34 protein-coding genes and 1 pseudogene are annotated in these 26,788 nt (G+C 66.8%); 10 read left to right on the forward strand and 25 right to left on the reverse strand.

The genetic code is table 11. From position 1 onward, the window contains the following. Positions 1-61: 61 nt before the first annotated feature. The 7 genes and pseudogenes from OVY48_RS22255 to OVY48_RS22285 all read right to left on the reverse strand — a co-directional run bounded on the left by OVY48_RS22255 (position 62) and on the right by OVY48_RS22285 (position 5,164). On the reverse strand, positions 62-451 hold the full coding sequence (locus tag OVY48_RS22255; RefSeq protein WP_313924487.1) for a peptidoglycan endopeptidase: 390 nt from the start codon (positions 449-451) through the stop codon (positions 62-64). After that, the gene (locus OVY48_RS22260) at positions 448-1,263 is read right to left on the reverse strand and encodes a DUF2163 domain-containing protein (RefSeq protein WP_313924488.1); all 816 of its coding nucleotides are present in this window, start codon (positions 1,261-1,263) and stop codon (positions 448-450) included. Before OVY48_RS22260 ends, OVY48_RS22255 begins: the two co-directional genes overlap by 4 nt. After that, on the reverse strand, positions 1,260-3,590 hold the full coding sequence (locus tag OVY48_RS22265; protein WP_313924489.1) for a DUF2460 domain-containing protein: 2,331 nt from the start codon (positions 3,588-3,590) through the stop codon (positions 1,260-1,262). Before OVY48_RS22265 ends, OVY48_RS22260 begins: the two co-directional genes overlap by 4 nt. After that, positions 3,590-4,154 (reverse strand): annotated as a pseudogene (locus OVY48_RS22270) (tail tape measure protein). Before OVY48_RS22270 ends, OVY48_RS22265 begins: the two are co-directional and overlap by 1 nt. A 160-nt stretch (positions 4,155-4,314) precedes the next feature. Next, the gene (locus OVY48_RS22275) at positions 4,315-4,455 is read right to left on the reverse strand and encodes a phage tail assembly chaperone (protein ID WP_409593589.1); all 141 of its coding nucleotides are present in this window, start codon (positions 4,453-4,455) and stop codon (positions 4,315-4,317) included. Further along, entirely contained in the window at positions 4,452-4,760 is a 309-nt protein-coding gene (locus OVY48_RS22280; RefSeq protein ID WP_313924490.1) for a gene transfer agent family protein, read from the reverse strand. Before OVY48_RS22280 ends, OVY48_RS22275 begins: the two co-directional genes overlap by 4 nt. After that, on the reverse strand, positions 4,757-5,164 hold the full coding sequence (locus OVY48_RS22285; RefSeq protein ID WP_043155645.1) for a phage tail tube protein: 408 nt from the start codon (positions 5,162-5,164) through the stop codon (positions 4,757-4,759). Before OVY48_RS22285 ends, OVY48_RS22280 begins: the two co-directional genes overlap by 4 nt. Positions 5,165-5,218: 54 nt before the next feature. Between OVY48_RS22285 and OVY48_RS22290 the strand changes: the two genes are divergently transcribed. Beyond that, positions 5,219-5,542 carry a hypothetical protein gene (locus OVY48_RS22290; protein WP_313924491.1) on the forward strand — a complete coding sequence of 108 codons (324 nt, stop codon included), beginning with the start codon at positions 5,219-5,221 and terminating at the stop codon, positions 5,540-5,542. Positions 5,543-5,641: 99 nt separating this feature from the next. Here OVY48_RS22290 and OVY48_RS22295 read toward each other — a convergent pair whose 3' ends face one another. From OVY48_RS22295 to OVY48_RS22325, 7 genes are all read right to left on the reverse strand, one after another. Beyond that, a complete protein-coding gene (locus tag OVY48_RS22295) occupies positions 5,642-6,049 on the reverse strand; it encodes a DUF3168 domain-containing protein (RefSeq protein WP_313924492.1) in 408 nt (135 codons plus the stop codon). Next, on the reverse strand, positions 6,046-6,237 hold the full coding sequence (locus OVY48_RS22300) for a hypothetical protein (RefSeq protein ID WP_313924493.1): 192 nt from the start codon (positions 6,235-6,237) through the stop codon (positions 6,046-6,048). Before OVY48_RS22300 ends, OVY48_RS22295 begins: the two co-directional genes overlap by 4 nt. Further along, on the reverse strand, positions 6,234-6,770 hold the full coding sequence (locus OVY48_RS22305; RefSeq protein WP_313924494.1) for a head-tail connector protein: 537 nt from the start codon (positions 6,768-6,770) through the stop codon (positions 6,234-6,236). Before OVY48_RS22305 ends, OVY48_RS22300 begins: the two co-directional genes overlap by 4 nt. After that, on the reverse strand, positions 6,770-7,042 hold the full coding sequence (locus tag OVY48_RS22310; protein ID WP_313924495.1) for a hypothetical protein: 273 nt from the start codon (positions 7,040-7,042) through the stop codon (positions 6,770-6,772). Before OVY48_RS22310 ends, OVY48_RS22305 begins: the two co-directional genes overlap by 1 nt. Continuing rightward, the gene (locus OVY48_RS22315) at positions 7,039-7,209 is read right to left on the reverse strand and encodes a hypothetical protein (protein ID WP_313924496.1); all 171 of its coding nucleotides are present in this window, start codon (positions 7,207-7,209) and stop codon (positions 7,039-7,041) included. The genes OVY48_RS22310 and OVY48_RS22315 overlap by 4 nt, the downstream gene beginning before the upstream one ends. Further along, positions 7,196-8,449 (reverse strand): tail fiber domain-containing protein, encoded by a 1,254-nt coding sequence (locus OVY48_RS22320; protein ID WP_313924497.1) that lies wholly within the window; start codon positions 8,447-8,449, stop codon positions 7,196-7,198. The genes OVY48_RS22315 and OVY48_RS22320 overlap by 14 nt, the downstream gene beginning before the upstream one ends. Before the next feature lie 209 nt (positions 8,450-8,658). Continuing rightward, complete coding sequence (locus OVY48_RS22325; protein WP_313924498.1) at positions 8,659-9,765, reverse strand: phage major capsid protein; 1,107 nt, start codon at positions 9,763-9,765, stop codon at positions 8,659-8,661. Positions 9,766-9,958: 193 nt separating this feature from the next. Between OVY48_RS22325 and OVY48_RS22330 the strand changes: the two genes are divergently transcribed. Together OVY48_RS22330 and OVY48_RS22335 are read left to right on the forward strand one after the other, a co-directional pair. Beyond that, entirely contained in the window at positions 9,959-10,453 is a 495-nt protein-coding gene (locus OVY48_RS22330; RefSeq protein ID WP_313924499.1) for a hypothetical protein, read from the forward strand. After that, positions 10,450-11,121 carry a phytanoyl-CoA dioxygenase family protein gene (locus OVY48_RS22335; RefSeq protein WP_313924500.1) on the forward strand — a complete coding sequence of 224 codons (672 nt, stop codon included), beginning with the start codon at positions 10,450-10,452 and terminating at the stop codon, positions 11,119-11,121. The genes OVY48_RS22330 and OVY48_RS22335 overlap by 4 nt, the downstream gene beginning before the upstream one ends. Before the next feature lie 91 nt (positions 11,122-11,212). Here the strand turns inward: OVY48_RS22335 and OVY48_RS22340 are convergent, their stop codons facing one another. Next, the gene (locus OVY48_RS22340) at positions 11,213-11,629 is read right to left on the reverse strand and encodes an HK97 family phage prohead protease (RefSeq protein ID WP_313924501.1); all 417 of its coding nucleotides are present in this window, start codon (positions 11,627-11,629) and stop codon (positions 11,213-11,215) included. Positions 11,630-11,798: 169 nt separating this feature from the next. Continuing rightward, positions 11,799-12,119 (reverse strand): DUF6127 family protein, encoded by a 321-nt coding sequence (locus OVY48_RS22345; RefSeq protein WP_313924502.1) that lies wholly within the window; start codon positions 12,117-12,119, stop codon positions 11,799-11,801. Positions 12,120-12,291: 172 nt separating this feature from the next. Between OVY48_RS22345 and OVY48_RS22350 the strand changes: the two genes are divergently transcribed. Beyond that, positions 12,292-12,426, forward strand: coding sequence for a hypothetical protein (locus OVY48_RS22350; RefSeq protein WP_313924503.1), 135 nt, complete (start codon positions 12,292-12,294; stop codon positions 12,424-12,426). Here the strand turns inward: OVY48_RS22350 and OVY48_RS22355 are convergent. From OVY48_RS22355 to OVY48_RS22375, 5 genes are all read right to left on the reverse strand, one after another. Continuing rightward, positions 12,423-13,550: a phage portal protein gene (locus OVY48_RS22355; RefSeq protein WP_313924504.1), complete on the reverse strand. Its 1,128-nt coding sequence runs from the start codon at positions 13,548-13,550 to the stop codon at positions 12,423-12,425. The two genes, OVY48_RS22350 and OVY48_RS22355, sit on opposite strands and share 4 nt — an antisense overlap. A 234-nt stretch (positions 13,551-13,784) precedes the next feature. Further along, a complete protein-coding gene (locus OVY48_RS22360) occupies positions 13,785-14,123 on the reverse strand; it encodes a hypothetical protein (RefSeq protein ID WP_313924505.1) in 339 nt (112 codons plus the stop codon). A gap of 68 nt (positions 14,124-14,191) precedes the next feature. Then, positions 14,192-15,514 (reverse strand): terminase large subunit domain-containing protein, encoded by a 1,323-nt coding sequence (locus OVY48_RS22365; RefSeq protein WP_313924506.1) that lies wholly within the window; start codon positions 15,512-15,514, stop codon positions 14,192-14,194. A 33-nt stretch (positions 15,515-15,547) separates the two neighbouring features. Beyond that, entirely contained in the window at positions 15,548-16,855 is a 1,308-nt protein-coding gene (locus OVY48_RS22370; protein WP_313924507.1) for a M28 family peptidase, read from the reverse strand. A 53-nt stretch (positions 16,856-16,908) separates the two neighbouring features. Further along, positions 16,909-17,301: an endonuclease domain-containing protein gene (locus tag OVY48_RS22375; protein ID WP_313924508.1), complete on the reverse strand. Its 393-nt coding sequence runs from the start codon at positions 17,299-17,301 to the stop codon at positions 16,909-16,911. 325 nt (positions 17,302-17,626) lie between these two features. Here OVY48_RS22375 and OVY48_RS22380 point away from each other — a divergent pair, with 325 nt between their 5' ends. Then, on the forward strand, positions 17,627-17,872 hold the full coding sequence (locus tag OVY48_RS22380; protein ID WP_313924509.1) for a DUF465 domain-containing protein: 246 nt from the start codon (positions 17,627-17,629) through the stop codon (positions 17,870-17,872). Between the two features lie 22 nt (positions 17,873-17,894). On the opposite strand, the gene OVY48_RS22385 is transcribed toward OVY48_RS22380, so the two are convergent. The 3 genes from OVY48_RS22385 to OVY48_RS22395 form a co-directional block, all read right to left on the reverse strand. Beyond that, positions 17,895-18,425 (reverse strand): hypothetical protein, encoded by a 531-nt coding sequence (locus tag OVY48_RS22385; RefSeq protein WP_313924510.1) that lies wholly within the window; start codon positions 18,423-18,425, stop codon positions 17,895-17,897. Positions 18,426-18,565: 140 nt separating this feature from the next. Then, positions 18,566-19,228 (reverse strand): glutathione S-transferase family protein, encoded by a 663-nt coding sequence (locus tag OVY48_RS22390; protein WP_313924511.1) that lies wholly within the window; start codon positions 19,226-19,228, stop codon positions 18,566-18,568. 66 nt (positions 19,229-19,294) lie between these two features. Beyond that, positions 19,295-19,906 carry a DJ-1/PfpI family protein gene (locus OVY48_RS22395; protein WP_313924512.1) on the reverse strand — a complete coding sequence of 204 codons (612 nt, stop codon included), beginning with the start codon at positions 19,904-19,906 and terminating at the stop codon, positions 19,295-19,297. A gap of 230 nt (positions 19,907-20,136) precedes the next feature. Between OVY48_RS22395 and OVY48_RS22400 the strand changes: the two genes are divergently transcribed. Beyond that, the gene (locus OVY48_RS22400) at positions 20,137-20,343 is read left to right on the forward strand and encodes a ParD-like family protein (protein ID WP_313924513.1); all 207 of its coding nucleotides are present in this window, start codon (positions 20,137-20,139) and stop codon (positions 20,341-20,343) included. A 1-nt stretch (position 20,344) separates the two neighbouring features. After that, on the forward strand, positions 20,345-21,124 hold the full coding sequence (map, locus tag OVY48_RS22405; protein ID WP_313924514.1) for a type I methionyl aminopeptidase: 780 nt from the start codon (positions 20,345-20,347) through the stop codon (positions 21,122-21,124). Between the two features lie 966 nt (positions 21,125-22,090). On the opposite strand, the gene OVY48_RS22410 is transcribed toward map, so the two are convergent. After that, positions 22,091-22,843: a hypothetical protein gene (locus OVY48_RS22410; protein ID WP_313924515.1), complete on the reverse strand. Its 753-nt coding sequence runs from the start codon at positions 22,841-22,843 to the stop codon at positions 22,091-22,093. Positions 22,844-23,231: 388 nt separating this feature from the next. Between OVY48_RS22410 and OVY48_RS22415 the strand changes: the two genes are divergently transcribed. From OVY48_RS22415 to metK, 3 genes are read left to right on the forward strand one after another with little or no spacing between them, the layout of a single operon-like run. Beyond that, positions 23,232-23,867 (forward strand): YqaA family protein, encoded by a 636-nt coding sequence (locus OVY48_RS22415; protein ID WP_313924516.1) that lies wholly within the window; start codon positions 23,232-23,234, stop codon positions 23,865-23,867. 8 nt (positions 23,868-23,875) lie between these two features. After that, positions 23,876-25,510, forward strand: coding sequence for an apolipoprotein N-acyltransferase (gene lnt / locus OVY48_RS22420; protein WP_313924517.1), 1,635 nt, complete (start codon positions 23,876-23,878; stop codon positions 25,508-25,510). 57 nt (positions 25,511-25,567) lie between these two features. After that, the gene (gene metK / locus OVY48_RS22425) at positions 25,568-26,764 is read left to right on the forward strand and encodes a methionine adenosyltransferase (protein WP_313924518.1); all 1,197 of its coding nucleotides are present in this window, start codon (positions 25,568-25,570) and stop codon (positions 26,762-26,764) included. Positions 26,765-26,788: the final 24 nt, after the last annotated feature.

The following is a 26,788-nucleotide window of genomic DNA, read 5'->3' on the forward strand; positions in this document are numbered from 1 at the left end:
CTGAGTAGCTATTGAGCTTGTCGAAATAGCGTATCGAAGGATCGGGGCGACGCCCACATCATCAGCCCCATTCCGCCCGCCACCAACCGATCACCGGCCAGGGCGAAGCCCCAGGCATCTCGACCACGCGCCGCAACCCCGCATGGGCATGGACAAAACCACCCGGCACCAAAATCATCAGATGCAGTTGCAACGGCCCCGGCCGCACCAACGCCAGGTCGCCCGGCGCGCCCTGATCCACCCGGACCAGCCCCGCCGCGCCCAGCCAGCGCTCGGCCAGCCCGACATCCCCGCTCCGCAACCCATAAGCGACCGGCCCAGCCCCATCCTGTCCCAGCGCCAAAACCGCCAGCCCGACACAATCCACGCCCGCCTCGCTCCGCCCATGCAACCGGAACGGCACGCCCACCATCGCCCGCGCCGCCGCGACGATCCGTGTCGCCCCGCTCATGCGCCGGGATAGCGGGTCAACAGGTCCATCCCCGGCAGATAAGGCTCGCCGCGAAAATTGACCGCATTGCCAAAGCGCCCGGCACAAGTCGCCAATTGCCGATCACACCCCTGCGTCAGCAGCGCCAGCGTCCCCGCCTCCACCGCAAAAGCAGGCGGATTGGTCAGCGTCACCCCCGCCGCATCATTATCCGCCACCCCCTGCGTCGGTCCCGCATTGGCCCCGCCCAGCCAGCGCAACGTGCCAAAATCATAGTCCCCCGCCGTCAGCCCGCCGATCGCCACCTCCGCATCCGCCACGCCCGTCACCGTCACCACCCGACGCCGCCCGGCCATATCCACCCGGCACGCCCGGTCGCCCAGCCGCGCCCGGCAATCGGGCGCTGTCGATGGCACCACCGCCGCGCCCAGCACCGCCGCCGCCCCGACCAGCTCGGCGGTAAAGGCCGCCCCCTTGCGCGCCACCGCACCCATCTCGCCCGACGCCAGCAACAGCCACAGCGCCCCCGGTTCCTCCCATTGCGTCAGCCGCAACTCCAGCGCCGCCCCGTCCCAGCGTCCCGCCATCAGGTCCGCCTCGCTGATCGCCTCGCTCGTCAGCGCCCCGCCGACATCGCTATCCTCGCCATCCAGCCCGATGCCGCTGCGGATCGCCGATGGCGTCATCCCCGGCGCGGCGCGGTAGATGAGGCCGCCGATCATCAGGTCGCGATCATGGCTGGTCAGCCCGATCGTCACCCCGTCCCGCCGTTCGATCCGCCAGCAAAAGGCCAGGGTGCCAAGCGGCTGGCCCAAACTCTCCCCCACGCTCATTCGCGTATCTCCACCAACGGCACCGACGGCGCTTCCCCCGCCGCAAAGGTCGCGCAGTTGATGTCGATCCGGTCCTCGGCAAAGCGCACCGGCACATCGAAGCGGAACCCGGCGGTCAGCAGCACGCCGTCCGCCGGAGCCTCGTCGAACGCGATTACCCCCAGCCCGGCATGATTCCATCCGCTGCTCATCTCGACCCCATCGGCCGCCACCCGGATCGTCCCCGCCACCGGCCGCGTGATGACCCGACCCTGCGCCTCCGCGCCCAGCCCATAATGGCGCATCAACGGGAAGCTCGTCCGCACCCCGTCGCCAACCCCCAGCCTTTGATCCAGCGGCCCCGGCACACTCCCCGGCGCACCGCTGCGATCATCATAGGGATCGGCAAAGCGAAACCCCCGCGCCGCGCCCCGTCGCGCGCGAAAGAAGGCGATCAGCGTGGCAATATCCGCCTCGCTCCGCACCCCCGGCCCCGCATCGAACGACAATCGCGCATCGGCCCAATCGCTGCTGCGCCGCTCATGCCCGGACGGGCTTTCCACGATCTGCGTCGAAAAGGCCGGCGACACACTCGCCTCCCGCCCTATCCCCAACGGAAAGACCACATCATCAAAGGCCTGCATCGCATCCTCCCCATCCCGCCTGAAAAGCGTCAAGCCATCACGGCAGACCTGCGGCAGCGCCCAGAGGAAGGTCGCCGCGCTCCCCCGCGCCACCGACGCCTGCGCCGCCGCCACGATCTCCCGCCACTGCGCCGCTTGGCTCCCCAACAGCACGAAGCCCGACAGATAATGCTGCTCGTCCACCGGATAGCCCAGCCGCGCCGTCGCCAGCGCCACCCCCTGCGCCGTCCGCGCAGGCCGCCCCTCGGTCACCCAGTCATAATCTTCCAATTGCAGCACATCGAACGCAGGCGCTGCCCAGCCCAGCGGCATGTTCGCCCGCTTCGCCTCCGGGGCCTGCGGGTCCAATATCGTCGGCAGATAGGCCAGCAAATGCGTGACTGCCTCCGGCACCGCCGCCTTCACCGCCGCACACAGCGCCGCCGTCGACGCCGCCAGCAGCGCCCCCGCCTGATCCAGCAGCGCGCATTGGGCCGCATCCAGTTCCCCGCGCACATCGGGGATCGCCACCGGATCGCCGCCAAAGGCCGCCCGCGCCGCGTCGTCATACAGGCATATGCGCCCATCGGCGGGCATCACCCACCACCATGGCTCGCCGACCTGAAACCGGATCGGCAATAGCGCCGCCAAGCCTATGGAAACAAAGGCTAGCGCTACCGCCTGCAAATAGCCCATCGCCCCGCCATGCGCGGGCGACAGCAATGTCGATGGCGGCACCCATCCGGTCAGCGCCGGATCACCATTGCCCGCCCGCTGCTTCCAATCGTTCCAGCAATGCGCGTCGAACAATTCATAAGACAGCGACCAGATCACATCGAAGCCCAGCCGTCTGGCCTGCGCCGCAAAGTCCCGGTGCCACGCCGCGCAGGGCGCATTCAGCGCGCCCCCGATCAGGCTGACATATAGCCCGTCGTCCACGCGTTCGAGCCGGAAATAATGGCTCATCCCGACATAATGGTTGATCGCCCCGCGATAGCCCAGCGCATGGATCGCCTCGACCACCCGCTGCGGCGTCTGGTTGAAACAATCATCATAGCCCGTCGCGATTCCCAGCCCATGCTCCGGCAGCATCACATCGCCCACCACCAGCACCGACCCCGCCCCGTCGCACCGCATCCCGGTCAGGTCGGCCCAGCCCTCCTGTGCCACGGCAAAGGGCGTCGCACCTTCATCATAGTCGGGCGGCACCAGCGAGATGAACATCCGGTCGATGTCCCCCGCCCACACTGGATCGCTTTCGTCGGGCAACAGATAACCACCCTCCAGCGCGGCAAAATCCAATATGATCTCCGCATCTTCCGGCCCGCCGCTCGCATAATTCCACAAACGCACATACCAGGCGCGCGCCACCCCGCTTGCGTCCCGCCCCTCGATCGTCAGCGTCGGCCCATGCGTCTCGTCCAGCTTGCGCACGCCGCCACTGCGCCAGCGGAACCGCAACACACAGTCGCGAAAATCCCGTGCCGTCTCAAGCGCCAGCAACGGATGGCTCCACCCGTCCACCGCGTCCCAGATCAGCCCCGCCAGATCGCCCGACCCATAAAAAACCGCATCCACCCGCAGGGAATCCGGGCCGGTCGTGACCACGCTCGCCATCATCGGGCGCGGGAAATTGACGGTCCAGTGCGTCGGCGCAAACCGCTTGAGGAAGCGCGTCTCCTGCCCCCGCCGCGCGTCCGCCAGCCAATAATCAAGTTGCCCCATCAGCCCAGCGCCCCCTTCACCGCCCGCGCCACCTGCCGCGCGCTCCGCGCCAGCAAGCGCGGCTCGCTCTCCTGTCCGCGCCCATTGACCGCGATGCTGACCCGCACATCGCGCGCACCGCCGCCGCCCGCGACCACCTGGCCACTGCTCGTCGGCACGAACATCTCCGGCCCGCGCTCGCCCACCATATGGGCGCGCCCCTGGCGCCACCGGCCTGCCTGTCGCCCGCCCTGGCAGCCCCAGCGCCGCCGTCAGCAGCGACGCGCCCAGACTCACCAGCCCGCCCGCCGCCGCTGCTACCGCCCCCCCGCCGAGCGCGCCGCGCACCGCGCCCGCCGCAATCTCGTCCAGCACCGACAGCGCGATCCGCCGCAAATCCTCGAACCCGAACTTGCCGGTCCGCACCGCCCGCATCAGCCCTGCTCGCTCGATCCGCCGTCCGGCCCGCTCGGCCCCCTCGCCCAACGGCCCCTCCAGCCCCGCCCGCATCGCCTCGACATCGCGGCTCAACCCCTGCCTATCCGCCCGAACCCGCACCACCAGCGTCTCGATTTCCTCGTCCACCAGCGCCTCCTGTAAAAAAAACCTTCTCCCCGGCGGGGAGAAGGATACGAAGCCTTGGCAGCTTGCTTGGGGGCGCAGTTGGAAGAGGGGGGGCTCGACGCCCGATCAATCCGGCATCACCCCATCAACCGCGCCAACTCACCCCCCATCCACCCCAGCCTCAACCGCGTCCTCCCCAACGCCGCCCCAGCACCGCCGCCAGCTCCGCCGGCGTCGCCCGCCAAAACTCCTCCGGCCGCCAGCCAAGCAACCACCCGGCCACCCCCGCCAGCCGCCGCGCGCCCTCGGCAAAGCGCGTCATTTCCCCGCCAATATCTGCTGCAAAATCGCCTTCAGCACCGGCGTCAGTCGCGCCAGCCCAACGACAAGCATTGCCTCGCCCAGCGTCTCCCGGTCCATCCGCTCGCGATCGACCAGGCAGTGCCAGAACAAAGCCGCCATATCGCCCAGCGACAATTTCCCGTCCGCTGCCCGCTCGACCAGGTCGAACAACGGCCCCAGTTCGGCTTCCGCCGCCACCAGCGCCCCGAAACTCGGCCGCAACGCCAGAACGTCGCCGCCAATCTCCAACGCCGCCTCGCCCCGCTCAGCATTCACCCCGCTCATTCCGACACCACCGCGCCGGAGCTTTCCAGGCTCAGCGCATAATTGCGCTCGCCATTATAATCCCCGGCATAGTCGAGCCGCGTCACCAGAAAGCGCCCGCGCATCCGCTCGCCGCTCTCGAAACTCAGCTCATATTGGTCGATCGTGCCCGACAGCGCATGGTTGCGGATGCGCACCTCCGCTGCCGATCCGGTGAACAGCCCGGCCGCCGACACGCTGACCGATCGAACCCCCGCCCCCGACAGCAATTCGCGCCATCCGCCCGAATCCTTGGACGTAATGTTCACCGCCTCGCCATTTACGGACAATTGCGTAGTCCGCATCCCCGCCACGGTCGCATATGTTGCGGGGATGTTGCCGTCCCCCACTTTCAACAGAAACGCACTTCCTTTTTCGACGCCCATGGCGCATCCTTTCATCAGTCAAAGCGTGCAAAACGCAGGTTCAGGAGAGTCCCGATGTTTCTGATTATGTCGCTGGTCACGATGCTGGCCGCCGCCCCTTCGGCCGACGCCGTGGGCGCAGGCCGCAAGGCCTATTCGCAATGCCTGTCCGCCCAGGTGAAGCCCGGCCTCGACAAGAAATTGCCGCTCGGCGAGTTTCAATCCGAGATGAAGAAGAGCTGCGCCGACAAGGAAGCCGCCTTCCGCGCCGCGATCGTCGCCACCGACAAGGCCGACGGCATGTCGGAAAAGGCGGCACAAGCCGACGCCGACGACCAGATCGCCGAATATGTCGACAAGATCACCGCTGAATATGAAGACTATAACCGCCCAGGCTGACCACCCCCCTCTCTCCCCAGCGGGGAGAGATACGAAGGCTCGGCAGCTTGCTGCCTAGCCGCAGTTGAGAGGGGGCTCGACGCCAGCCACAAGCGACGCCTAGCCCCCCTCCCAAACCGCCCTTAGCCGATAGTCGATCACCGCCTGCCACCCGCTCGGCGGTCGCCCGCCACTCCGCATCACCCGCGACCGCACCAGCCGCGCCGTAACGATCCGCCACCCCTCACGCGCCTGCACCGCACTAATCGCCGGCTCAATCCGCCCGATCAGCCCCGCCAGCCGCCCCGGCGTCTCGCCCGCATCCTGCAAGCCGATGGTCAGCCGCACTTCGCGCCCCTCGACCTGTTTGCCGCCCCAATCGGTGCCGATACAGTCGCCGACATGGCCATAGGGCGCACTCGCCCGCACCGGCTCGCCATCATAAAGCGCGTTCAGCCCCGCCATCAGCGCGCCGTCCGCCCGCAACGCCGCGATCACCGCGCTGCGCACCGCCAGTTCCGCGCTCATGACCCCGTCCTCCCCGCCTCGCGCAGCGCCAGATCGCGCCACCAGCGCGCCCGCAAACCCCGCGCCGATACCCGCACCACCTCACCGTCGATCGCCACATCAACGCCCGCCTCAACCAGCGCCGCCGCAATCGCCACCCGCCTGCGCGCCGCCCGCGCCTCGACCCGCCGCATCAACGCCGCCCTCATGCCAGTCGCATCCGCCGGAACGGCCGCCACAGCGCGCTCACCACCGCGGGCGGCGCACCGCCCTCATTCCCGCGCGCCATAAAATGCTCCGCCGCCAGCCGCACGATCCCCTGCCGCAGCGATTCGGGCAGGCCGTTCATCTCCGCCGCCATCCCCGCGCGATAGCGTACCGCCAGCCGCCGCCGCTCGTCCGCCCGCGTCGATCGCACCCAGCCGTCGCCCGCCGCATCGATGTCGATCGCATAGGCATCGACCGGCAGCGCCTGCGTCACCCCCTCGCCATCCACCGCCTCCACCCCCTCGATCGCCATCACCGGCCGCGCGCCCAGCCGCTGCCAACCCTGGCGCGCCGCCATCGTCTCGCGCGCGCCGCGCACGATCAGCCACTGGCCGACAAATTGCTCGCACAGCGCCGCCGCGCTGCGCAGCAACCCGGCCAGCACCGCATCCTCCCCATCCGTCTCGATCCGCAAATAGGCCTTGAGTTCATCCAGCGACGCAGCCAGCGCCCCGCTCTCCTCCTGCGCCAGCATCAACGTTCCTCCACCCTGACCGTCACCGACCGCTCATCCACCTGCCCGTCGGACAAGGTGACGCGGTTGGTCAGCCGATAGAGCTGCCCCACCGCCCCACCGCTCACCCGCACGCTGGTCCGCCCCGGCTCGAACGCGGCCTCCTCCACGGTCAGGCCGCCCGCCGGATGGACGCTCCACACACTCGCAATCACGCTCTGCCCCGCCAGATAGGCGGACCAGTCGATGACATGGTCGATCCGCGCCTGCGGATCTTTGGCAATCAGGCTCATCGGATCATCCTCCCCCGTAACGCTTCCGGCCGGTCGGGCGCAGGCCGCGTCGCGACCCGCATCCCCTGCCCCGGCCGCACCCCGCCGCGCCACGCGCCGCCCCAGGGCGCATCGCCACCGCGCAGGTCGCCGATTGCGCCCGCACCCAGCGCCTCACCCTGCAACATCCTGCGCCTCCAGCAGCGCCAGCCGCACCTCGATCCGCTCGATCCGCCGCCGCTGCCACGCCGCCTCCAGCGCCAGGCACTCATCATAGCGCAACCCCCACCGGTCGCCCTCGTCCCAGACATCATGGCACAGCAGCCCCAACCGCACCGCCGCGCCATCGCCCAGCTGCGCGTCGATCGCGTCGAGCACCTGCTGCGCCAACAGCCCGATATGCCAGCGCGCGCCCGCGCCCTTCGCCGCCACCGCATCGGCAAAGCGAAACTGCCGCCAGTTGACCGCGCCCCAGGCATCGAGCAGATCGTCGCCGACCGCCGCCACATCGTCCTTCACCCGCGCATCGGACGTGTTGATCGCCCCGCTCGCGGCATGGACCACCGACCAGCGCGCCGCCGCGCTCCCCAGCGCAAAGCCATTGTCATTGGACGGCGCAACCGAGCCGAACGCGGTCAGCGCCTGATGCTCCAGCCGCAACGCCTCCTGCATCGCCGCCGACCCGTTGCGCCCGACATGGAAACTCATGCGCGACGCCAGATTGGTCGGCCCCGGCGCAGCGGCGGTCAGCGTCGTGCGGATGCGCGACAATTCGGCGAACGTCCCGCCGATCATCCCCCACACATTATAGTCGCCGATCACGTCATTGGTGACGACATCGCTGCGCGCCGCGAACGTGCCGTTGGCGCGATAGAGCCGGTTATTGGCCAGCGATCCGAACGACAGCACGCGAAAGCTCGCCTGCCCGCCATCCATGAAGATCGACATGGCCTGCGTCTGCACCGACACCTTGCCGATCGCCCCTTCCAGCGCATAATCCTCGTCGCTCTGCGTATTGATATGCAGCTCCGCCCCGCGCATCCGCTGCACGCCACTCGCGCCCAGCGCGCCCACATGACTGCGCACCGCCGCGCCATCAGCCTGCCCCAGCAAGGCCCGGCCGAACGCCGTCCCGCTCACCGCCGCAATCGCGTCCAATTCCCCGCTCGCCGCCTGCCGCCCCGCCAGCGCCTCGCCAAGCCCCTCAATCTCGCCAATCCCATGGCCATGCGTATCGACCGCCTCCAGCCAGGCCGCATGCACGGTCAGCGCCACGGACTTCTCGCCCACCGAAAAATCCACCGCCGCCCCGCCCGCCGAAGACGCCACCGGCGCCCGCACCAGCCGCCCCGCACCATCCAGCGTCCCGGTCCCCGCCTCCCATTGCGCAGGATCGACCAGGTTCATGATCACATAGGGAAAGGCCACCCCCCCCCCACCGCCGCATCAAAACTGCGAAACCCCGCCATCGCCCCACCCAGCAGCAACGGCCCCATGCCCCCCATGGCAAACCTCCCGCACCAGATCCGCCAGCATCCCATCACTGATCCCCATCCCACCCCCCCCAGAAAAAGACCAAAAAAAAGCCCCCCCCCCTTCAGGGAGGGGTTGGGGTGGGGCGTGCCCCACCTCCCGTCTTACGAAGCCGCAAACCGCATCAATTTGATCGCCTCGCTATTCGCCACGCCCCCGCCGATCCGCCTGACCGCATAGAAATGCACGAACGGCTTGTTGCTGAACGGATCGCGCAGGATGCTCGTCTCGTTGCGCTCGGCCACGACATAGCCCGCCTGGAAATTGCCAAAGGCGATCGACAGGCTGTTGGCCGCGATGTCGGGCATATCCTCCGCCTCGACCACCGGATAGCCGAGCAACGTCGCGGGCTGCCCCGCACTCAACCCCGGCTGCCAGATGAACGCCCCGTCGCTCGTCTTCATCTTGCGGATCACCGCCAGCGTCGCCGAGTTCATCACGAAACACGCCCCCTGCCGATAGGGCGCGCGCAAACTCTGCACCAGGTCGATCAGCCGGTCCTGCGGGCTGGATGCGGCAAAAGCCCCCGCCGCCCCCGACGCCACATATTGCAGCGACCCGAACGCGCGCACCGCGTCCGCCTCATTGGTGGTCGTATAGGTCAGGAACCCCTTGGGCTTGTTCGTCCCATTGCCGGTAACGAAGGCCGCCCCTTCCGCCACCGCAAATTCCCGCGCAATCTCGCTCGCCAGCCAGCCCTCGACATCGAACTGCGCATCGTCCAGCATCGCCTGGCTTGCCGCCGGATTGGCGAACAACTCGCCCGACGGCGGCACGATCTCGTTGAAGACCGGCGTCCCCGTCTCGGCCCGCGCGCCCGTCTCGCTCGCCCAGCCCGACACGATGCCGCCCGCGCTCACCAGCTTGCGATAGCCCGCCGTCCCCGTCCGCACGACATTGGCGATGGCGCGGATCGGCGACAGCGATTTGAGCGTCGTCCCGATCAACTGATCAATCTCGCGCGGCACCGCATAGCCCCCGGCCGCGCCGGTCGCGCCGGAAAAGCTCTTCAGTTCCACCCCCGCTTCCAGCCCCTGCCGCACATAACGATCGACAAAAGCACTGCGCGCCGGATCAACAACCCCGCCCTTCACCCCATCCAACGCCGGCCGCTGCATCGCCACTCGCAAAGCCCCCAAATCCGCCTCCAAAGCCGCAATCCGCTCCCCCTGCACCACCGCATCAAAGCTGCTCTCCAAAGCATCCGTCATGTCATTCTCCCGCTAGAAAACACAAAAAAGGGCGGCCCCGGATGGGACCGCCCTACAAAAAACAAACCTTCTCCCCAGCGGGGAGAAGGATACAAAGCCTTACCGGCTATGCCGGTTAGGCGCAGTTGGAAGAGGGGGAACCGCGCCCGCGCCCTTGCTTCACAACCGCCCCACAAACCATTGCTGTTTACGCATGATTCTCCGCTCGGTTATCCGTCTGCTGTTGTGCACGGCTGTCTTGCCCACCGCCGCCCAGGCTGGCGATTTTCCACAAATCGCCTTCATCGCCATGGGCTATGCCGAATTATCAAGGGACACCCTCCCGCCCGACGGACATCAACAGAGACGTATGGCGGACAAGACCGGGTTCCTCGCCATCACAGCCGATCTGAATGGCGATGGAAGGGCTGATGAAGTCCGCATCCTCGCCAATCCCGACCGGGGTGATGCGCACGTCGTCGCCGTTATCCAGTCGCCCGACCAAATCGATACCTATGTGCTCATCAGCCTATCCTTCGCCGACAGAGGACAAATGGGCATTCAGATCGCGCCGCCGACACCTTCTCAGGGCCAATCACGCCCGCATATCGTGCTGTTCCGTTTTGATGGCGCCGCTGAATGCTTGGTCTTTCAAGGCAAGGAATTTGAGCAAGTGCCCATGCCAGCCGACTGGACCTTGCCGAATTGACACCCCTCACCCTCGCCACCAACGGCGCGCATCACATCCCCGCCGCCCTCGACGCCCACACGCTCACCATCCTCGAAACCGCGCTCGCATCGCTCCCCGCCGACCGCCCCGGCCAGCGCCTGACGCACCTCACCGCCATCGCCCCGCTACTCGCGCCCACCGGTCCCATCGGCCACCACGCCGCCGCCTATCTGGGCGCGGCTGCAAAGCCCGTCCGCGCCATCCTGTTCGACAAGAGCGCCGCGACCAATTGGGCGCTGGGCTGGCATCAGGACCGCACCATCGCGGTGCGCCAGCGGATCGACACGCCGGGCTTTGGCCCCTGGACGATCAAGGCGGGCATCCAGCATGTCGCCCCGCCGCAATCGCTGCTCGACCGGATGCTGACTTTGCGCATCCATCTCGATCCTGTCGATGCCGACAATGCGCCGTTGCTTATCGCCCCCGGATCGCACCGCCATGGCCGCATCGCCGAACCCGCCATCGCCGCCCATGTCGAACGGCACGGCAGCTATGCCTGCCTCGCGGATCGCGGCGACATCTGGCTCTACGCCACGCCGATCCTCCACGCCTCCGACGCCGCCCGTACCCCCCGCCACCGCCGCGTCCTGCAACTGGACTATAGCGCCGACGACCTGCCCGGCGCGCTGGAATGGCTGGGGATATGACACCCTCAAACCTTCTCCCCAGCAGGGAGAAGGATAAGAAGCCTTACCGGCGCAGCCGGTTAGGCGAAGTTGGATGAGGGGGATCGACGTTTCAGCCCCCCTCCACCCTAATCACCCGCGCGCCCTCCTGCATCGGATGGCTCACCAAACTCACCTCCACCAGATCCAGCGCCAGCAATTCGCGCGGCCCTAAACCGGCTCCACCGCCTCGCGCCGCCTTCACCCGATATCCGAACGACAGCCCATCGATCGCGCCCGCCCGCAGCGCCGCCGCCGCCTCGCGCCCCGCTGCCGTCCGCACCGACACCCGCCCGATCACGCGCAGCCCGCGCGCATCCTCCGCCAGCCGCTCGACAGTCCCGATCACACTGCCCGGCCCATGCTGCCACAGCAACGGCACGCCCGCCGCCACAGCGCCACCAAACGCGCCCGCCCGCACCACATCACCGCCCCGATCCACCCGATCGAAAATCGCCGCATAGCCCGCAAAGCGCACGTCCCCTTTCATACCCAATCTCCGTTCGCTTCACGGTACAGCTTTGGTCGAGATTCAGGTCAGGGGGAGCCGAAAATGGTGCGTTTCGAGAACCGGCGCGCAGCGTGCTTAAAGCACGTGAGCACCGGAAGCGCAGAAAAGTGCCATTTGCAGGCCGCCCTGGCATGAATATCGGCCAAAGCTACGCCCGCACCAACCCCAACAACCCCATCTTCACCGCCATCCCCAGCAGCAGCAGCGCCAGCCCGATCCGCACCGCCCAGCCGATCACCGCCCCGCGCGCCGCCTTCTTCGCGTCGCGCCAGGCGCGCAGCAGTTCGCGCAATTCGCGCACATCGCCCTCGGCCCGCCGGTCGGCCAGCCCTAGCCGCTCCAGCGCCCGCCCCGCGCCCAGCTCGCTCGCCTCCTCCACCAGCGCGCGGATCATCACCATGTCCACCGCGCCCGGCACCCCCTGCGCCTGCGCCACCAACCGCGCCAGCATCTCCGCATCCGCCGTCATCCTGTCCTCCTCTTAACCCCCTCTCCCCAACGGGGAGAGGGCAGCGAGACTTGCCAGCGTGCTGGCTAGTCGCAGCGGGAGAGGGGGCTCGACGCCCGCCCTCCCTGGTTCCGTTCGGGCTGAGCTTGTCGAAGCCCTGCCCTTCTGCCGACACGCATGCTAATGACATCGCATGCGCGCCGCCCTCATCCTTCTAGCCCTCGCCATCAGCGCGCTATGGATATGGCGTGCAGACTGGTTCGCCATCGATAGCTGCCTCGACAGCGGCGGCCGTTGGAATGACCAGGCGCGCACCTGCGACCGCTAAGCGATTCCCAACATCGCCCGCTTCTCCTCGCCCGTCAGAAAATCCGCCGCCGCCACCCGGTCCCACAACGCCGCGCGCTCATCGCTCAGCGCCGCCACGCCATCCAGATCCGCGTCGATCCGCAGCCCCGGCCACCATCCGGCCAACCCCTGGCCCAATCCCGCGCCGATCTTCGCGACCAGCGGCAAGATCGTCTGCCGCCACAGCGCCTTGTTCGCCTCGCGATAATTGGCGTAACTATTGTCGCCGGGCAGCCCCATCAGCATCGGCGGCACGCCGAAGGCCAGCGCAATCTCCCGCGCCGCCGCCGCCTTCAACCCGACGAAATCCATCTCGGCGGGCGTCAGGCTCATCGCCTGCCAGCGCAAACCGCCTTCCAGCAGCATCGGCCGCCCGGCATTGGCCGCGCCCGCAAAGGCGACCTCCATCTCGCGCTTGACCCGCTCGAACTGGTCGGGCGACAGCACCGATCCATCGCCCGGTTCGTACACCATCGCCCCGCTCGGCCGCGCCGCATTGTCGAGCAGCGCCTTGTTCCAGACGCTGGCCGCATTGTGGATCGCCACCGGCCCCGCCGCCGCGCCGACGCACCCCAGCCCATAATGGTCGTCCAGCGGATGCAGCGCCTTCAAGTGCAACACGCTCGGCCGCCCCGCGCCATCTTCGGGCGACAGCCGCGTCACGCTCTCCCCTACACGGTACAGATAAGCCGCAGGCCACCCCCGCGCATCCGCCTCCACCGACACCCGTTCGGGCCGCAGCGCGAACAGCTCGGCGGGCATCCCATCCGCCCCCACCATCAGCTGCACATAGGCATTGCCGTGCAACAACAAATGACAGGCCAGCGTCTCCACCAACCCCTGCCCCGCCGACGCCCGGCCGACCAGCGCCAACACCCGCGCCGCGTCCTCAACCCCGCCAACCTTCAACGGACAGGCGCCCGCCCCCTCGGACACCAGCCGCATCGCCCGCTGCGCCACCGCATTGCCCATCACCCCGCTACGCACCTGCGCCTCATAGCTCGCAGGCCACTCCCCCAAAGCCACCGCCCCGGTCCCCCAGGCGCGCGCCAACACCGGCCGGACATCCGCAGATGCCGCCGCCTTCATCCCAAAAAATTTCATGGATATGTCCCCCAAAACGCAAAAAACCCTCACCCCAACGGGGAGAGGGCTAGTGAAGGTTGGTGGCGAAGCCGCCTACCGAAACTGGGAGAGGGGCTTCCCCCCTCACGTCAAACCAGGATGGCTTTCATTTACCCCCCAACCGCCGTTCGTTTCGAGCGAAGTCGAGAAACCTGCGCACAGGTTTCTCGACTTCGCTCGAAACGAATGGGTCAAGGGTACACCCCGCTCAATTTACCTATTCCGCGCCAACACCCGGTCACAGGTCGAATCCGTCCCCTCGCTCTTGCCGATCACGCGCCCGGCCAGCGCACCCGCGCCCGCACCCAGCAGCGTCTCGCCAACCCCGCCGCCCGCCAGCAACCCGACGCCAGCGCCACCAGCCGCGCCGATCACCGTGCCCTTGTCGCGGCCCTTCTTGCCCTGCAGCAGGCAATAGCGCACATCGTCGCGATCACGCGGCGCAGCCCGCGCCACCCGCGCCCGCTCCTTGCTGCTTAGCGACGCCGCCAGCACCGGCGACGCAACCAACGTCACTGCCACCAGCGCACCCAAAATCTTGACCGTCTTCATGCGCGTCACTCCGTAAATGCTTGATATCATGCAGCCGAAACGATCAAGCGCCGCCGCAAGTTCCGCGTCTACAACCCCCGCACCTGCGCCACCCCCTGCCGTCCCAGCATCAACTCGCTCAATGCCCACACCAACGCATCGGCGCGATCGGGCGATCGCCCCGGCCCCTCATAGCCGCCGCCCAGCACCAGCCCGCACATCTCATCCTCCAACTCCGGGAAAGCCCCGCGATGCGCCACACGCCCGGCTTCGTACAAAGCCGCCACCGGCTCGGCCCGCGCCACCTTGCCCCGGCTCGCATGGACCAGCCGCACCGGCAGCGCCTCCTCCGCCGCGCGCAGCACGCTGGTCACCATCGCGCCGCCATTATTCGCCTCGGCCACCACCTTGTCCGCGCCATGCACCAGCGCCGCCGCCGCCACCGCGCGCGCCCAGACTTCGGGCGAGCAACCCTCGACACTGGCATCCGCGATCACATAACCGCGCCCGTCGCGGCCGAGCCCCACCACCACGATCCCGCACGCATCGCCATGCGCGGACGCGGGCGGATCGACCGCCACCACCACCCGCGTCAGCGCCGCCGCATCCCCAGCGCCGCCCGGCACATGCGCCACCCGGCACCGCTCGATCAGGTCGCGCGACCATAGCGCCCCCGCCACCTCCTCGATCAATTCGCCGTCCAGCTCCTGCCGCCCCAGCCGCGTGCCGCCATAGCTGCGCGTCATCGCCGCGATGAAGCCATCGGCCAGGTTCGCTTTATTCTCGACCGTCCGCCCGCGCGTGACGACGACATCGCCATCCGCCACCAGCCGCCGCACCAGCGCCACCGGCCGCGGCGTCGTTGTCGCCATCACCCGCGGCGCACTGCCCAGCCGCATCGTCATCATCAGATTATCCCAGGCGCTCTCCGCAAAGGGCCATTTGGCGATCTCATCGGCCCAGCCATGGCTGAACTGCGGCCCGCGTAAACTCTCCGGCTCCGCCGCCCCGAACAAGGTCGCCACCGCGCCATTGGGCCAGATCAGCTTGCGCAGCGCAGGCGCAAAGACCGGCCGACACCACCAGGGCGCAATCGCCAGCAGCCCCGACGCCCCCTCCACCATCACGCGCCGCGCCTCGCCCAGCGTCGCGCCCACCAGCGCGATCCGCGCGCCCGGATCAGCCTCGGCAATCCCGCGCACCCATTCCGCCCCGGCCCGCGTCTTGCCAAAGCCGCGCCCGGCCATCATCAGCCAGATGCGCCAGTCGCCCGGCGGTGCTACCTGCCCCGGCCGCGCCACCGCACCCCAATCATGCGCCAGCGCCTCGCTCGCCACCGGCCCCAGCGACCGCAACAGCCGGTCGCGCTCGCCCGGCCGCTCGGCCAGCCATTCGATATGCGAACTCTGCATCGCCCTCCCCTTATCGGGGCGGCGACACCGCCCCTATTTGCGCGGGGCCATGCCCCCGAACGTCACGATGCTCGCCGCGCCATCCTTGCCGATCGCCGCCACGCCGATGAAATGATCATCGACCACCACATCCTTCAGCACCGTTTCGGTCGCCCCGGTCACGATCCGGCTGTCCGCCCAGTCCTGCGCATCGGCCCGCCGCCAATAGACCTTGTAAGCGCTCGCCCCCGGCACCGCGTCCCAGAATACCCGCGTATCCATCGACAGCGCGCCATCGAGCGACACGACCGCAGGCGCAGCCGGCGCGTTCGCCAGCGTCCGCAACGCCGCGACATTGAGCGCCGTCACCTTGGCCAGATAGGGAAAGTCCATCCCCTTGACGGTATCGCCATAGTCGCGGCCAGCCTCGACGCGCAGATCCTGATGCTGCCGGTCATAATTTTCGATCCCCACCGAAAAGCGCACCGCCGGATAGCCCGCCTCCAGCAGCGGCGTATGATCGCCACCCCGCCCGAAACGATCGGGCCGCCGCACCGCGAACACGTCCAGCCCGATCTGCGGATTGGCCTCGGCAATGTCATCGATCGCCTTGGCCAGCGCGCGCGAGGGCCCATCATCCTCGCCGCCAATCCCGCGCCGCGTCATTCCCGCCTTGGCGCCCTCGGCCGACCGTATCCCTTCGGAAAACACCCGCACCCGGTCAGAAACGATCCGGCCATTCTGCCCGGTCGTGTTGCCGACAATATCGTTGTTCAGCATCGCCCGCACCTGCCAGCCCCGCGCCTTGGCGGTGTTCGCCAGCAACTTGCCGCCCAGCAAGCCCTGCTCCTCGCCCGACAGCAAGGCATAAACGATCGTCCCGTCAAACTTTTCTCCGGCAAGCACCCGCGCCGCTTCCATCACCAGCGCGCTGCCCGACCCATTATCGTTCGCGCCCGGCGCATCGCTGGTAAAGTCCATCACATCGCTGACCCGGCTGTCGATATGCGCCGCGATGATCACCACCTGATTGGGATCACCCGTCCCGGTCTGGATCGCCAGCACATCCACCACATCCGCGCCATCGGGCACCCGCGGCCCGGTAAAGCGCTCCGACACGCTCTCAACCTTCAAACACCCGCCGCACGTCTTGCCGATCGCCGCAAACTCCTTCGCCGCCCAAGCCCGCGCCGCCCCAATCCCCCGCTTGGGGTCGCTCGCCGACGACAAAGTATGCCGCGTCCCGAAACTCACCAATTTCTCGACGGTAGCCTTGAGCCGCGCCGGATCAGGCGCCTGGGTCTGGGCGATGGCAGGAGTGGAAAGCGCCGAAGCAGCAACGAGCAAGGACAGGATTTTCATGCGGGCCACCCTATCGCCTGTTGCCGGACTGTAAAGCCGTCTTACCCCTTCATCTAAAGCCCTCTCCCGCTCTTCGCGGGAGAGGGTTGGGTGAGGGTCTTCTTCTTCTGCAAAAGCGCCATACGAATGGCCTCAATCACGCCATCGAAATTGTCCACCACGTCGCTGTTCCAAAACCGCATGACGCGCAACCCGCGCCCTTCCAGAAATTCGGTCCGCGCCCGATCAGCCTCGTCGCTATGCTGACCGCCATCGAGTTCGATGACCAGCGCCGCTTCAACGCAAAGAAAATCCACGACAAACGGCCCAACGGTCGCCTGTCTTCGAAATTTGAAGCCTTCAAGTTGACGGTTGCGCAAGGCGCCCCAGACCACGCGTTCGACATCGGTCATATCGCGGCGAAGGCGGCTCGCATGCGGGCTGATCTGGCGACGGACCGGATACATCGGGTTCCGCTATACAGTAAGAAAGACCCTCACCCAACCCTCTCCCGCGAAAGCGGGAGAGGGCTAGAATGTGGACAACCCCGCCCAAGCCAACGACCGCCGCGCTGGTCGACCCATCGCTGGAAATAAAGCCCCGCTAACCCCCTTCCCTTAAAGCCCTCTCCCGCCCTTCGCGGGTTCAAACGAGGCACGTGACTCGTTTGAAGGTTGGGTGAGGGTCTTCCTTCCTTCTTTTTCGGAACGCCCCACCCCGGACAACTACCTAACGACCACCCTGCCGCCCCGGCCCATAATCGCGCCAACCATCCCCATCAGGAGACGACGCATGAGCGAACATGGCCAGGATCTGCACAGCCTCTTCCCGCAAGCCACCGACCGGCTGCACGACCTCAAGCTCAACGACGCGCATTTCCGCACGCTGGCGGATCGCTATCACGCCCTGCTCGGCGAAATCACGCCGATTGAGGACGGCACCGCCCCCGCATCGGACGAACGGCTGGAGGATCTCAAGAAGCAGCGCCTCGCCCTGCTCGACCAGATCGGCGCGCTGATCGCCGCCGAACCCGCCTGACACGGCATCGCGGCCCCCCCCCTCACGTCCCCGTCGCCGCCCGCTTGCGCGCGATCTCGTCCATCGCGCGGCGCAGGCGCGCCACCGCGTCGGGGCTGTCGGGCCGCTGCACCCCCGCCGCCGCGCGATAGGCCGCCACCTTGTCACGATGCCGGATCAGCAGTTGCAGCGCCAGTTTCAGGTCGCGCGTACGCTTGACCTTGCGGCTCTTCACCGCCCCTTCGCCGTCCAGCACGATCTCCTCGCTCTCGCTGCCGAACAACACTTCGCGCATCAGCATCGCCTCGATCTCGGCATAGCCGATGTCGATCGCCCGGTCCCAGTCGGCGGCAAAGCGCGCGTCGCGCTGCCGCCGTTCATAGGCACCCGCGCGCCGCACGCCCGCCACCCGCGCCGCCTCGCTGACGTTGCAGGTGGTCGCCAGCACCTCCAGAAATTCCCTTTCCTGCGCCCTGGTCCAGCTGTCCTTGCGGGCCTTGCGCTGTTGCGCGCGCGTGCCGTCCGCCACCGCCTGCCGCCCCGGCCGCAATTCCACCCCCGCACCGTCCGCCATCCCAGCCCCCGCAACGCAAAAAGGGCCGACCCACCCAGATCAGCCCTTGGTTCGCCGCGTCATCCGCGACTCACATTTTTCCACTATGCCGATACGTGCCAGAACAGCGTGACGATGTCAAGTATAATGTTCCAGATAGGTTATTTCTCCAGCATCGCCGCGATCATCGGCGCTTCCAGTGCCATCGCCGCCGCCACGCTCGGCCGCGCCTTGACTTGGCTCAGCCACGCCACCACCTTGGGCCAGCGCGCCGCATCCAGCGCGTCTGACACATAGCCGATATTGATCAACGGACAGCCCGCCGCCAGGTCCGCCAGCGTGAAGCGATCGTCCACCAGCCAGCCCCCCTTCCCGTCCGAAGCGTCGGGCAACACACCCTCCAGATAGTCATAGAGTCCCGGCAACTCCTCGGCCTCCGCCTTGTCCGCCGCCGCCAGGTCCGGCTCGCGCTTCAACCGTCTGGCCACCGCCCGGTTGAAGAAGATCTTAACCCCCACCGGCTGCGCCACCGTATCGCCAAATTCCTCATACCATATCGTCCGCGCCCGCGCCTTGGGTTCGGCCGGGATCATCTCCGCGCCGGGGCGCAATGCATCCATATAGGTTATGATCGCGGTCGAATCGCACAGCAGAAAGTCACCATCCTCCAACGCCGGAATCTTGCCGAAGGGCGACCCGTTCAGATAGCCCTCGCCCCCGCGCCCGAACCCGGCCGCCTGCACCTCGACCTCGATGCCCTTCTCGGCGGCAAAGGCGATCACCTTGCGCACAAAGGGCGATGGCCGCGACCCGTGGATAATCATGCAAACGGCTCCTTTGGTTCGACTCACTGGGCCGAACCATGACAGATCAGTAGCAGATCGCAACCCTCATGCCGCCTGGGAAACATCCGTCACGAACGGCGCGATCACCGCCATCACCCGCGCCACCGTCTCCGCCTTTTCGCCCACCGGCGCGACATAGTCGATCACGCTGCGCGCTGCCTCAACCCCCGCCCCGCGCGCGATCGCCCAGGCCGCCAGATAATGCGCCGCCATGCATCCGCCCGCGCTCGCCACATTGCCGCGCGCCACGAACGGCGCCTCCAGCACGCGCAGCCCCGCCGCGATCGCCATCGGCTGGCTCGTCCGGTCGGTGCAGACCGGCATGTCACCGACCAGCCCCAGCGCCCCCAATATCAGCGCGCCCGAACATTGCGACCCGATCAATTGCCGCGCCGGGTCCAGCCGGATGCGCGCCATCAACGCCGCATCATTGGCCACCTCCAACCGCCGCGCCCCGCTGCCGACCAGCACCACATCCGCCTCCGCCGCCCATTCCAGCGGCTGCTGCGTCCGCACCTCGACCCCGTTCAACGACGTGACCATGGCATCCGGCGCACAAATCTCCGCCCGCCACCCCTTGACCCGGTTCAGCAACGCCAGCGCCACGAAACTGTCCAGCTCATTGAACCCATCAAACGTCAAAACCGCAACCCGCATCAAATCCTCCTGTCGATCCGATGCCCCTACCCCATCGCCAACCACCCCGCCCGATCCGATCCCCAGACATTGGCCCGCAAAACCTTCTCCCCCACGGGGAGAAGGATACGAAGCCTCAGCGGCGCAGCCGCCTAGGCGAAGTTGGAAGAGGGGGCTCAACGCCCCCACCTTGACCCCCAACCATATGAACCATATACGATCCATATCCATTCCATATATCAGGACACTCCATGGGCATCGTAAAAATCGCCGACGACCTCCACGAACAAGCCCGCCGCGCCAGCGCGCCGATGTGCCGCTCCATCAATGCGCAGGCGGAATATTGGATGAAGATCGGCATGTTGGCCGAAGCCAATCCCACCCTCTCCTTCAACGACATCGTCCGCCAGCAATATGCCGCGGCCCATGTCGAACTGGCGCAACGGGCCGCCGCCTGAGATGGTCAAAACCCCCGACGAACTGGCGCTGATGCGGCAATCGGGCCAGCTGCTTGCTGCGGTCTTCACCATGCTCGACCGCCAGCCGCTCGCGGGCCTCTCGACCATGGCCGTCAACGATCTGGTCGAGCGCTATATCACCCTGGACCTCGCCGCCCGCCCGGCGAGCAAAGGGCAGTACGGCTTCCAATATGTGCTGAACTGCTCGATCAACCATGTCGTCTGCCATGGCGTGCCCGATGCCGACACCATCATCCGCGATGGCGACATCATCAATCTCGACATCACGCTGGAAAAAAACGGCTTTATCGCCGATTCCAGCAAAACCTACCTCGTCGGCGATGTCGCCCCCGCCGCCCGCCGCCTCGTCCGCGTCACCCAGGAAGCGCTATGGCAGGGCATCGCCCAGGTCCGCCCCGGCGCGCATCTGGGCGATATCGGCTTTGCGATCGAGCGCCATGCCAAGCGCAACGGCTATAGCGTCGTGCGCGACTATTGCGGCCACGGCATCGGCCGCGAAATGCACGAAGACCCGCAAGTCCTCCATTTCGGCCGCCCCGGCACGGGCCTGCCCTTGCGCGAAGGCATGGTCTTCACCGTCGAACCCATGCTCAACCAGGGCAGCCGCAAAGTCTCGACCCAGGATGATGGCTGGACCGTCACCACCAACGACGGCAAACTTTCCGCCCAATTCGAACACACCGTCGCCGTCACCCGCACCGGCGTCGAAGTCCTAACCCTCCGCCCCGACGAAACCCCACTCTCGGCGCGCCGGGTGTAGTAGAACAAGTTGCACCCACTCACTCCGTTCGTCCTGAGTAGCTATTGAGCTTGTCGAAATAGCGTATCGAAGGATAAGCGCTACGCGGATGCTTCGATACTTGAACAGGTGAACATGCCCCTGGCATGTTCAGGACCATCCGGGGGATGGTCCGGCCTGTTCAACTTCGACTTCGCTCAGCCCCTACTCAGCACGAACGGGCATTTGTAAGTACGAGGCGACAAATCCCACCCCCCAAACCTTCTCCCCCACGGGGAGAAGGATACGCAGCCTCAGCGGCGCAGCCGCCTAGGCGAAGTTGGAAGAGGGGGCTCGACGCTGGCGCATCACCACAACCCCGTTCGGGGCTGAGCCTGTCGAAGCCCTCTTACTCGGTCAAATTTTGCGCAAGCCATCGTTGAAAAGGCAATACCCTCCCCGCTCAGATGCTGACATGTAACAATGCTCACACCATTTAATTTAGGAAGATGGGGAGCTACTGGCCTAAATCGAGTAATCTCCCCTGTGAGTAGATCGAAGCACGGATGAGCGCTGGCTTCAAGAAGGCACTGGCACCTGGAGGAAATCCGAAGGTTATCTACCGCGAAGCTGATCCCGGATCTTCTTCCTCTCCTCGCGAGACGGCGCGCGTGAGTGGTAAATCGTCACAGGCGGCTTCGCGGGTTTAGGGGGTTTGGTCGGCGCTGCGGCTACCTTTACCCAAACTGCTAGGGCCAGTAGCAGTCCGAGAATGCCCATGACGGTATAGATTACACCGTCCTCCCCAATGAATGACCCGACCCATAGAATGGGGATGAGGATAAGAAACATGGCGCAGCCCAGGGTCATTGTGTTGGCGAGAACGCCTTTCACTGCCGCTGCTCCAAAGAGCATGATACAAACGATCAGCACCAACAGCGCAATTAATATCATAACCTTCCCCGCGTTCGCCCGGCTGGAGCCGGAATACGTTCATCCACGCCCCACTCACCCCCCAACCCGTCCCCCCGACCGGGTATAATCGATCCGTATCCGCACCCAACTCCCCACCTGCGGCTTGCCATTCACGCGCGGGGGGCGGACCAGGAATTGCCAGGCGGCCAGCCGGACCGCGCGGGCATAGCCCGACCCCAGCGGCGATTCGCCCAATATCTGGCAGTTTTCCACATGATAATGGTCGACCGTCTTGCACGCGACCAAGCCCCAGCCTTCGGGCGGCGCATTGGCGGGGATGTAGGTGGACAGCTCGCTATTGGTCGGCCGCCGATACCATTCGGCGTTGAACAATTGCACCCCGCCCGGCCCCTCGCCCGGCCCGGCGACCGCCGAACTGTCGCCCTGTCCCGCCGCCGCGCCCTGCGCTGCCTTGGGCATAGTGCCGATGTCCGCCGCCGCCATCTGGTCGCGGCTCATCATCAGGAAGGGAAAGGGCGCGGGCGGTTCCTCGACCGGCTGCTCCGTCGGCCGGGGCGGGCGCACCACCGCCTCGGCCTGTTTGGGCGGGCTGGCCTCGTCCTGCTCGCGCTTCTCCGCCTTGGGCGCGCGTTTCTGCTCCTGCTCGGTCTTGGTCCCCGTCTCGACATCGAACGTCACCGGCAGCCGGTCCTCGACCTTTTTCGGCTCGAACGAGGGCGACAAGGTGAAAAGCCCCAGCAGCAGGATGGCGTTCAGCACCAGCGCAAACGCGATACCGCCCGCGCGCTGCCGCAGCCTGGCCCAGGGAATGGAAGAAAATGTCAAACGCGCGAACCGAACCGAACAGGGGAGAAGGGGTCTTGCCCAGACGGTGCCGCCCCGTCAACGCCGTCGCACCAATTCGCGATAGGCGGTGCCTTATCGTACAGTGGGTCGGCGCTTGGCGTGCCGTCACATAACAGCACCACCCCCTCCCCCGTTCGCCCTGAGCCTGTCGAAGGGCTTTCTTTCTTTGAGGAGAAGGACGGGGCTTCGACAAGCTCAGCCCGAACGGACGCGGGGTTTGCTCTCCCCGCAAAGCGTACATTGTCCCCCCGCAAAGCGTACAACCTCCTCCCACCCCAAAACCCCGCCACCACTGTCCGCATCGCTGACCGTTTCACCCCGCCAAAATCGCTGGCGACCCGCTCCGATCTCGGCTAGGTCGCCGCCCATGCTCAACAGGCTCTATCAATGGACGCTGGCCAAGGCCGCCCATGCCCATGCCGAACGCTGGCTGTTCGTCATTTCCTTCCTGGAATCGAGCTTCTTCCCCATCCCGCCGCATCCGCTGCTCGGCCTGATGTGCCTCGCCCGCCCCGAACGGGCGATCCGCTTCGGCCTCATCTGCACCATCGCTTCGGTGCTGGGCGGAATGCTGGGCTATGCGATCGGTTTCTTCCTCTACGAGACGGTCGGACAGCAATTGCTGAGCGCGCTCGGCCTCGCCGACAAATTCCCCGTCGCCGCCTGCTATCTGCGCGAATATGGTGCGGAGATCATCCTGATCAAAGGCGCGACCCCGATCCCGTTCAAGCTGATCACCATTACCGCCGGTTTCATCGGCCTGCCGCTCTTCACTTTCTTCTGGGCCAGCGTCGTCAGCCGCGCCTTTCAGTTCATGTTGGTCGGCTTCCTGTTCTGGAAATTCGGACGGCCGATCAAAGCCTTCATCGAGAAATATCTCGGCTGGCTCTCCGCCCTGTTCCTGGTGCTGATCGTCGGCGGTTTCCTCGCCGCCTCGATGCTGACCGGCGGCAGCGGCAAGGGCGACAGCTGCAGCCAGGCCACCATGGCAACGATCGGCTGACCGCCCCCATGCGCGCCCTGCTCGATCGTCACCCCCGCCTCGCCGCACTGCTGGCGGGCCTCGCCTCCGCCACCGGCTTCGCGCCGCTGTCGCTCTGGCCGGTCACGCTTCTCGCCCTCGCGCTTCTCATCCACCTGACCCAGAGCGCGCCCGACCGCCGCTGCGCCTTCACCTATGGCTGGCTGTTCGGCGTCGGCCAGTTCACCCTCGCCCTCCACTGGATCGCCCACGCCTTCACCTTTCAGGACGCGATGCCCCATTGGCTCGGCTATGGCGGCGTCCTCCTCCTCTCCCTCTACCTCGCCCTCTTCCCTGCGCTGGCGACGTCAGGGGCGTGGTGGCTGTCCAACCTCGTCATCCCCGCGAAGGCGGGGACCCATCTCCCAACCTTCATCCGGGGGAAGGCGGCAGAGAAGACAGCCCGCCATCGCGGCAAGGATCAACCTTTAGGCACAACCACCCTCCCCCTCCTCCTCGCCGCCCTCTGGATCGCCACCGAATATCTCCGCGCCACCCTCTTCACCGGCTTCGCCTGGAACCCGATCGGCATCATCCTGCTGCCCAGCGGCGCGGCCATCGCCGCCACCCTTGTCGGCACCTATGGCCTGGGCGCCCTCGTCATCCTCGCCAGCGCCGCACTCCTCCTGATCGCCCGGCGGCAGGTCGCGGCCCCCGCCGCGCTGCTCGCCCCGCTCCTCCTCGCCGCGCTATGGGGCTGGCTCTCCCCCGCGCCCGCCACCCCGCCCGGCGCGCCGCGCATCCGCGTCGTCCAGCCCAATATCGGCCAGGATGAGAAATATTCGGTCGAGCGCGAATTTGCCAATTTCCGCAAGCTGACCGCCCTCACTGGCCAGCCCCGCCCCGCCCCGCGCCTCATCTTCTGGCCCGAAGCCGCGATCCCCGCCTATCTCGACATGGAGCCCGACTGGCGCGCCCGCCTCGCCAGCCTGCTCGGCCCCGGCGACCTGCTGCTGACCGGCGCGGACAAAGTCTATTTCAAGCCGGTCGAGCAGGACGGCATCCTCGTCAACAAACTGGCCGGTGCCAATAACAGCGTCTGGATCGTCACGCCCCAGGCGACGATCGCGGCCCGCTACAGCAAGGCGCATCTCGTCCCCTTCGGCGAATATCTGCCGCTGCGCTCGGTCCTCGAACCGATCGGCCTCTCGCGCCTAGTCCCCGGCGATGCCGACTTCTGGCCCGGCCCCGGCCCGCAAAGCCTGACGCTCCCGGCTACCACCGGCCGCCCCGCCCTCAGCATGGGCGTGCAAATCTGCTACGAGATCGTTTTCTCAGGCCAGGTGGTCGATAGCGCCAACCGCCCCGCCTTCCTCTTCAATCCGTCCAACGACGCCTGGTTCGGCCCCTGGGGTCCGGTCCAGCATCTGGCCCAAGCCCGCCTCCGCGCCCTGGAGGAAGGGCTGCCGATCATCCGCTCGACCCCCACCGGCGTCTCGGCGATCATCGACGCCCGTGGCCGGGTCGCCCATGCGCTGGGCCTCAACCGCGCCGGTTTCCTCGATTCCGGCCTGCCGCCACCGCTCCCCCCCACGCTTTTCGCACGGGTCGGGAACTGGGCACCCTTCGCCCTCATGCTGGCGCTCTTTGCCCTCGCCATTGCCATCCGCCCCAGCAGAAGCTAATAGGCACATAAACTATTCTTTATGTCGTTTACCGCCCCAGCATTCTATGGGAGTCCCATGCGCAATCAATTTCTCTTCACCTCGGAATCCGTGTCCGAAGGCCATCCCGACAAGGTCGCCGACCAGATTTCCGACGCCATCGTCGATCTCTTCCTGTCGAAAGACCCCGAAGCCCGCATCGCCTGCGAAACGCTGACCACGACCCAGCTTGTCGTCCTCGCCGGTGAAATCCGCTGCAAGGGCGTTTATGAAAATGGTGCCTGGGCACCGGGCGCACAGGAAGAGATCGAAGCGACCGTCCGCGAAACGGTCAAGCGCATCGGTTACGAGCAGGACGGCTTCCACTGGGAAACCTTCCGCTTCGAAAACAACCTCCACGGCCAGTCCGCCCACATCGCTCAGGGCGTCGATGAAAGCGGCAACAAGGATGAAGGCGCTGGCGATCAGGGGATCATGTTCGGCTATGCGTCGGACGAAACCCCCGACCTCATGCCCGCCACCCTCTATTACAGCCACAAGATCCTCGAACGCCTGGCCCATGATCGCCACAACAAGGTGGTCGACTTCCTGGAGCCCGACGCCAAGAGTCAGGTGACGCTCGAATATATCGATGAAAAGCCGGTCCGCGCCACCGCGCTGGTCGTGTCGACCCAGCATGCCCAGGGCATGGACAATGACGACAGCCGCGCCAAGCTGCGCGCCTATGTCAAAGGCGTGATGACCGAAATCCTGCCCGAAGGCTGGATGCCCGACGACGCCAGCATCTATGTCAACCCGACCGGCCTGTTCGAAATCGGCGGCCCCGACGGCGACGCTGGCCTCACCGGCCGCAAGATCATCGTCGACACCTATGGCGGCGCCTCGCCCCATGGCGGCGGCGCATTTTCGGGCAAAGACCCCACGAAGGTCGATCGCTCGGCCGCCTATATCACCCGCTACCTCGCGAAGAACATCGTCGCCGCCGGCCTCGCCCGCCGCTGCACGATCCAGCTCAGCTACGCCATCGGCGTCGCCGAGCCGCTCTCGCTCTATGTCGATCTGCACGGCACCGGCACCGTCGAAGCCGCCGCGATCGAAGCCGTGCTGCCGACCCTCGTGCGCCTGACGCCCAAGGGCATCCGCACGCATCTCGGCCTCAACAAGCCCATCTACCAGAAGACCGCCGCCTACGGCCATTTCGGCCGCACCCCCGAAGGCGACTTCTTCCCCTGGGAAAAGACCGACCTGGTCAACGCCCTGAAAGCCGCGCTCTGACCTTTAAAGTCATCCTAGATACTC

The organism is Sphingobium sp. SA2 (assembly GCF_032227065.1).
Classification (GTDB): Bacteria; Pseudomonadota; Alphaproteobacteria; order Sphingomonadales; family Sphingomonadaceae; genus Sphingobium.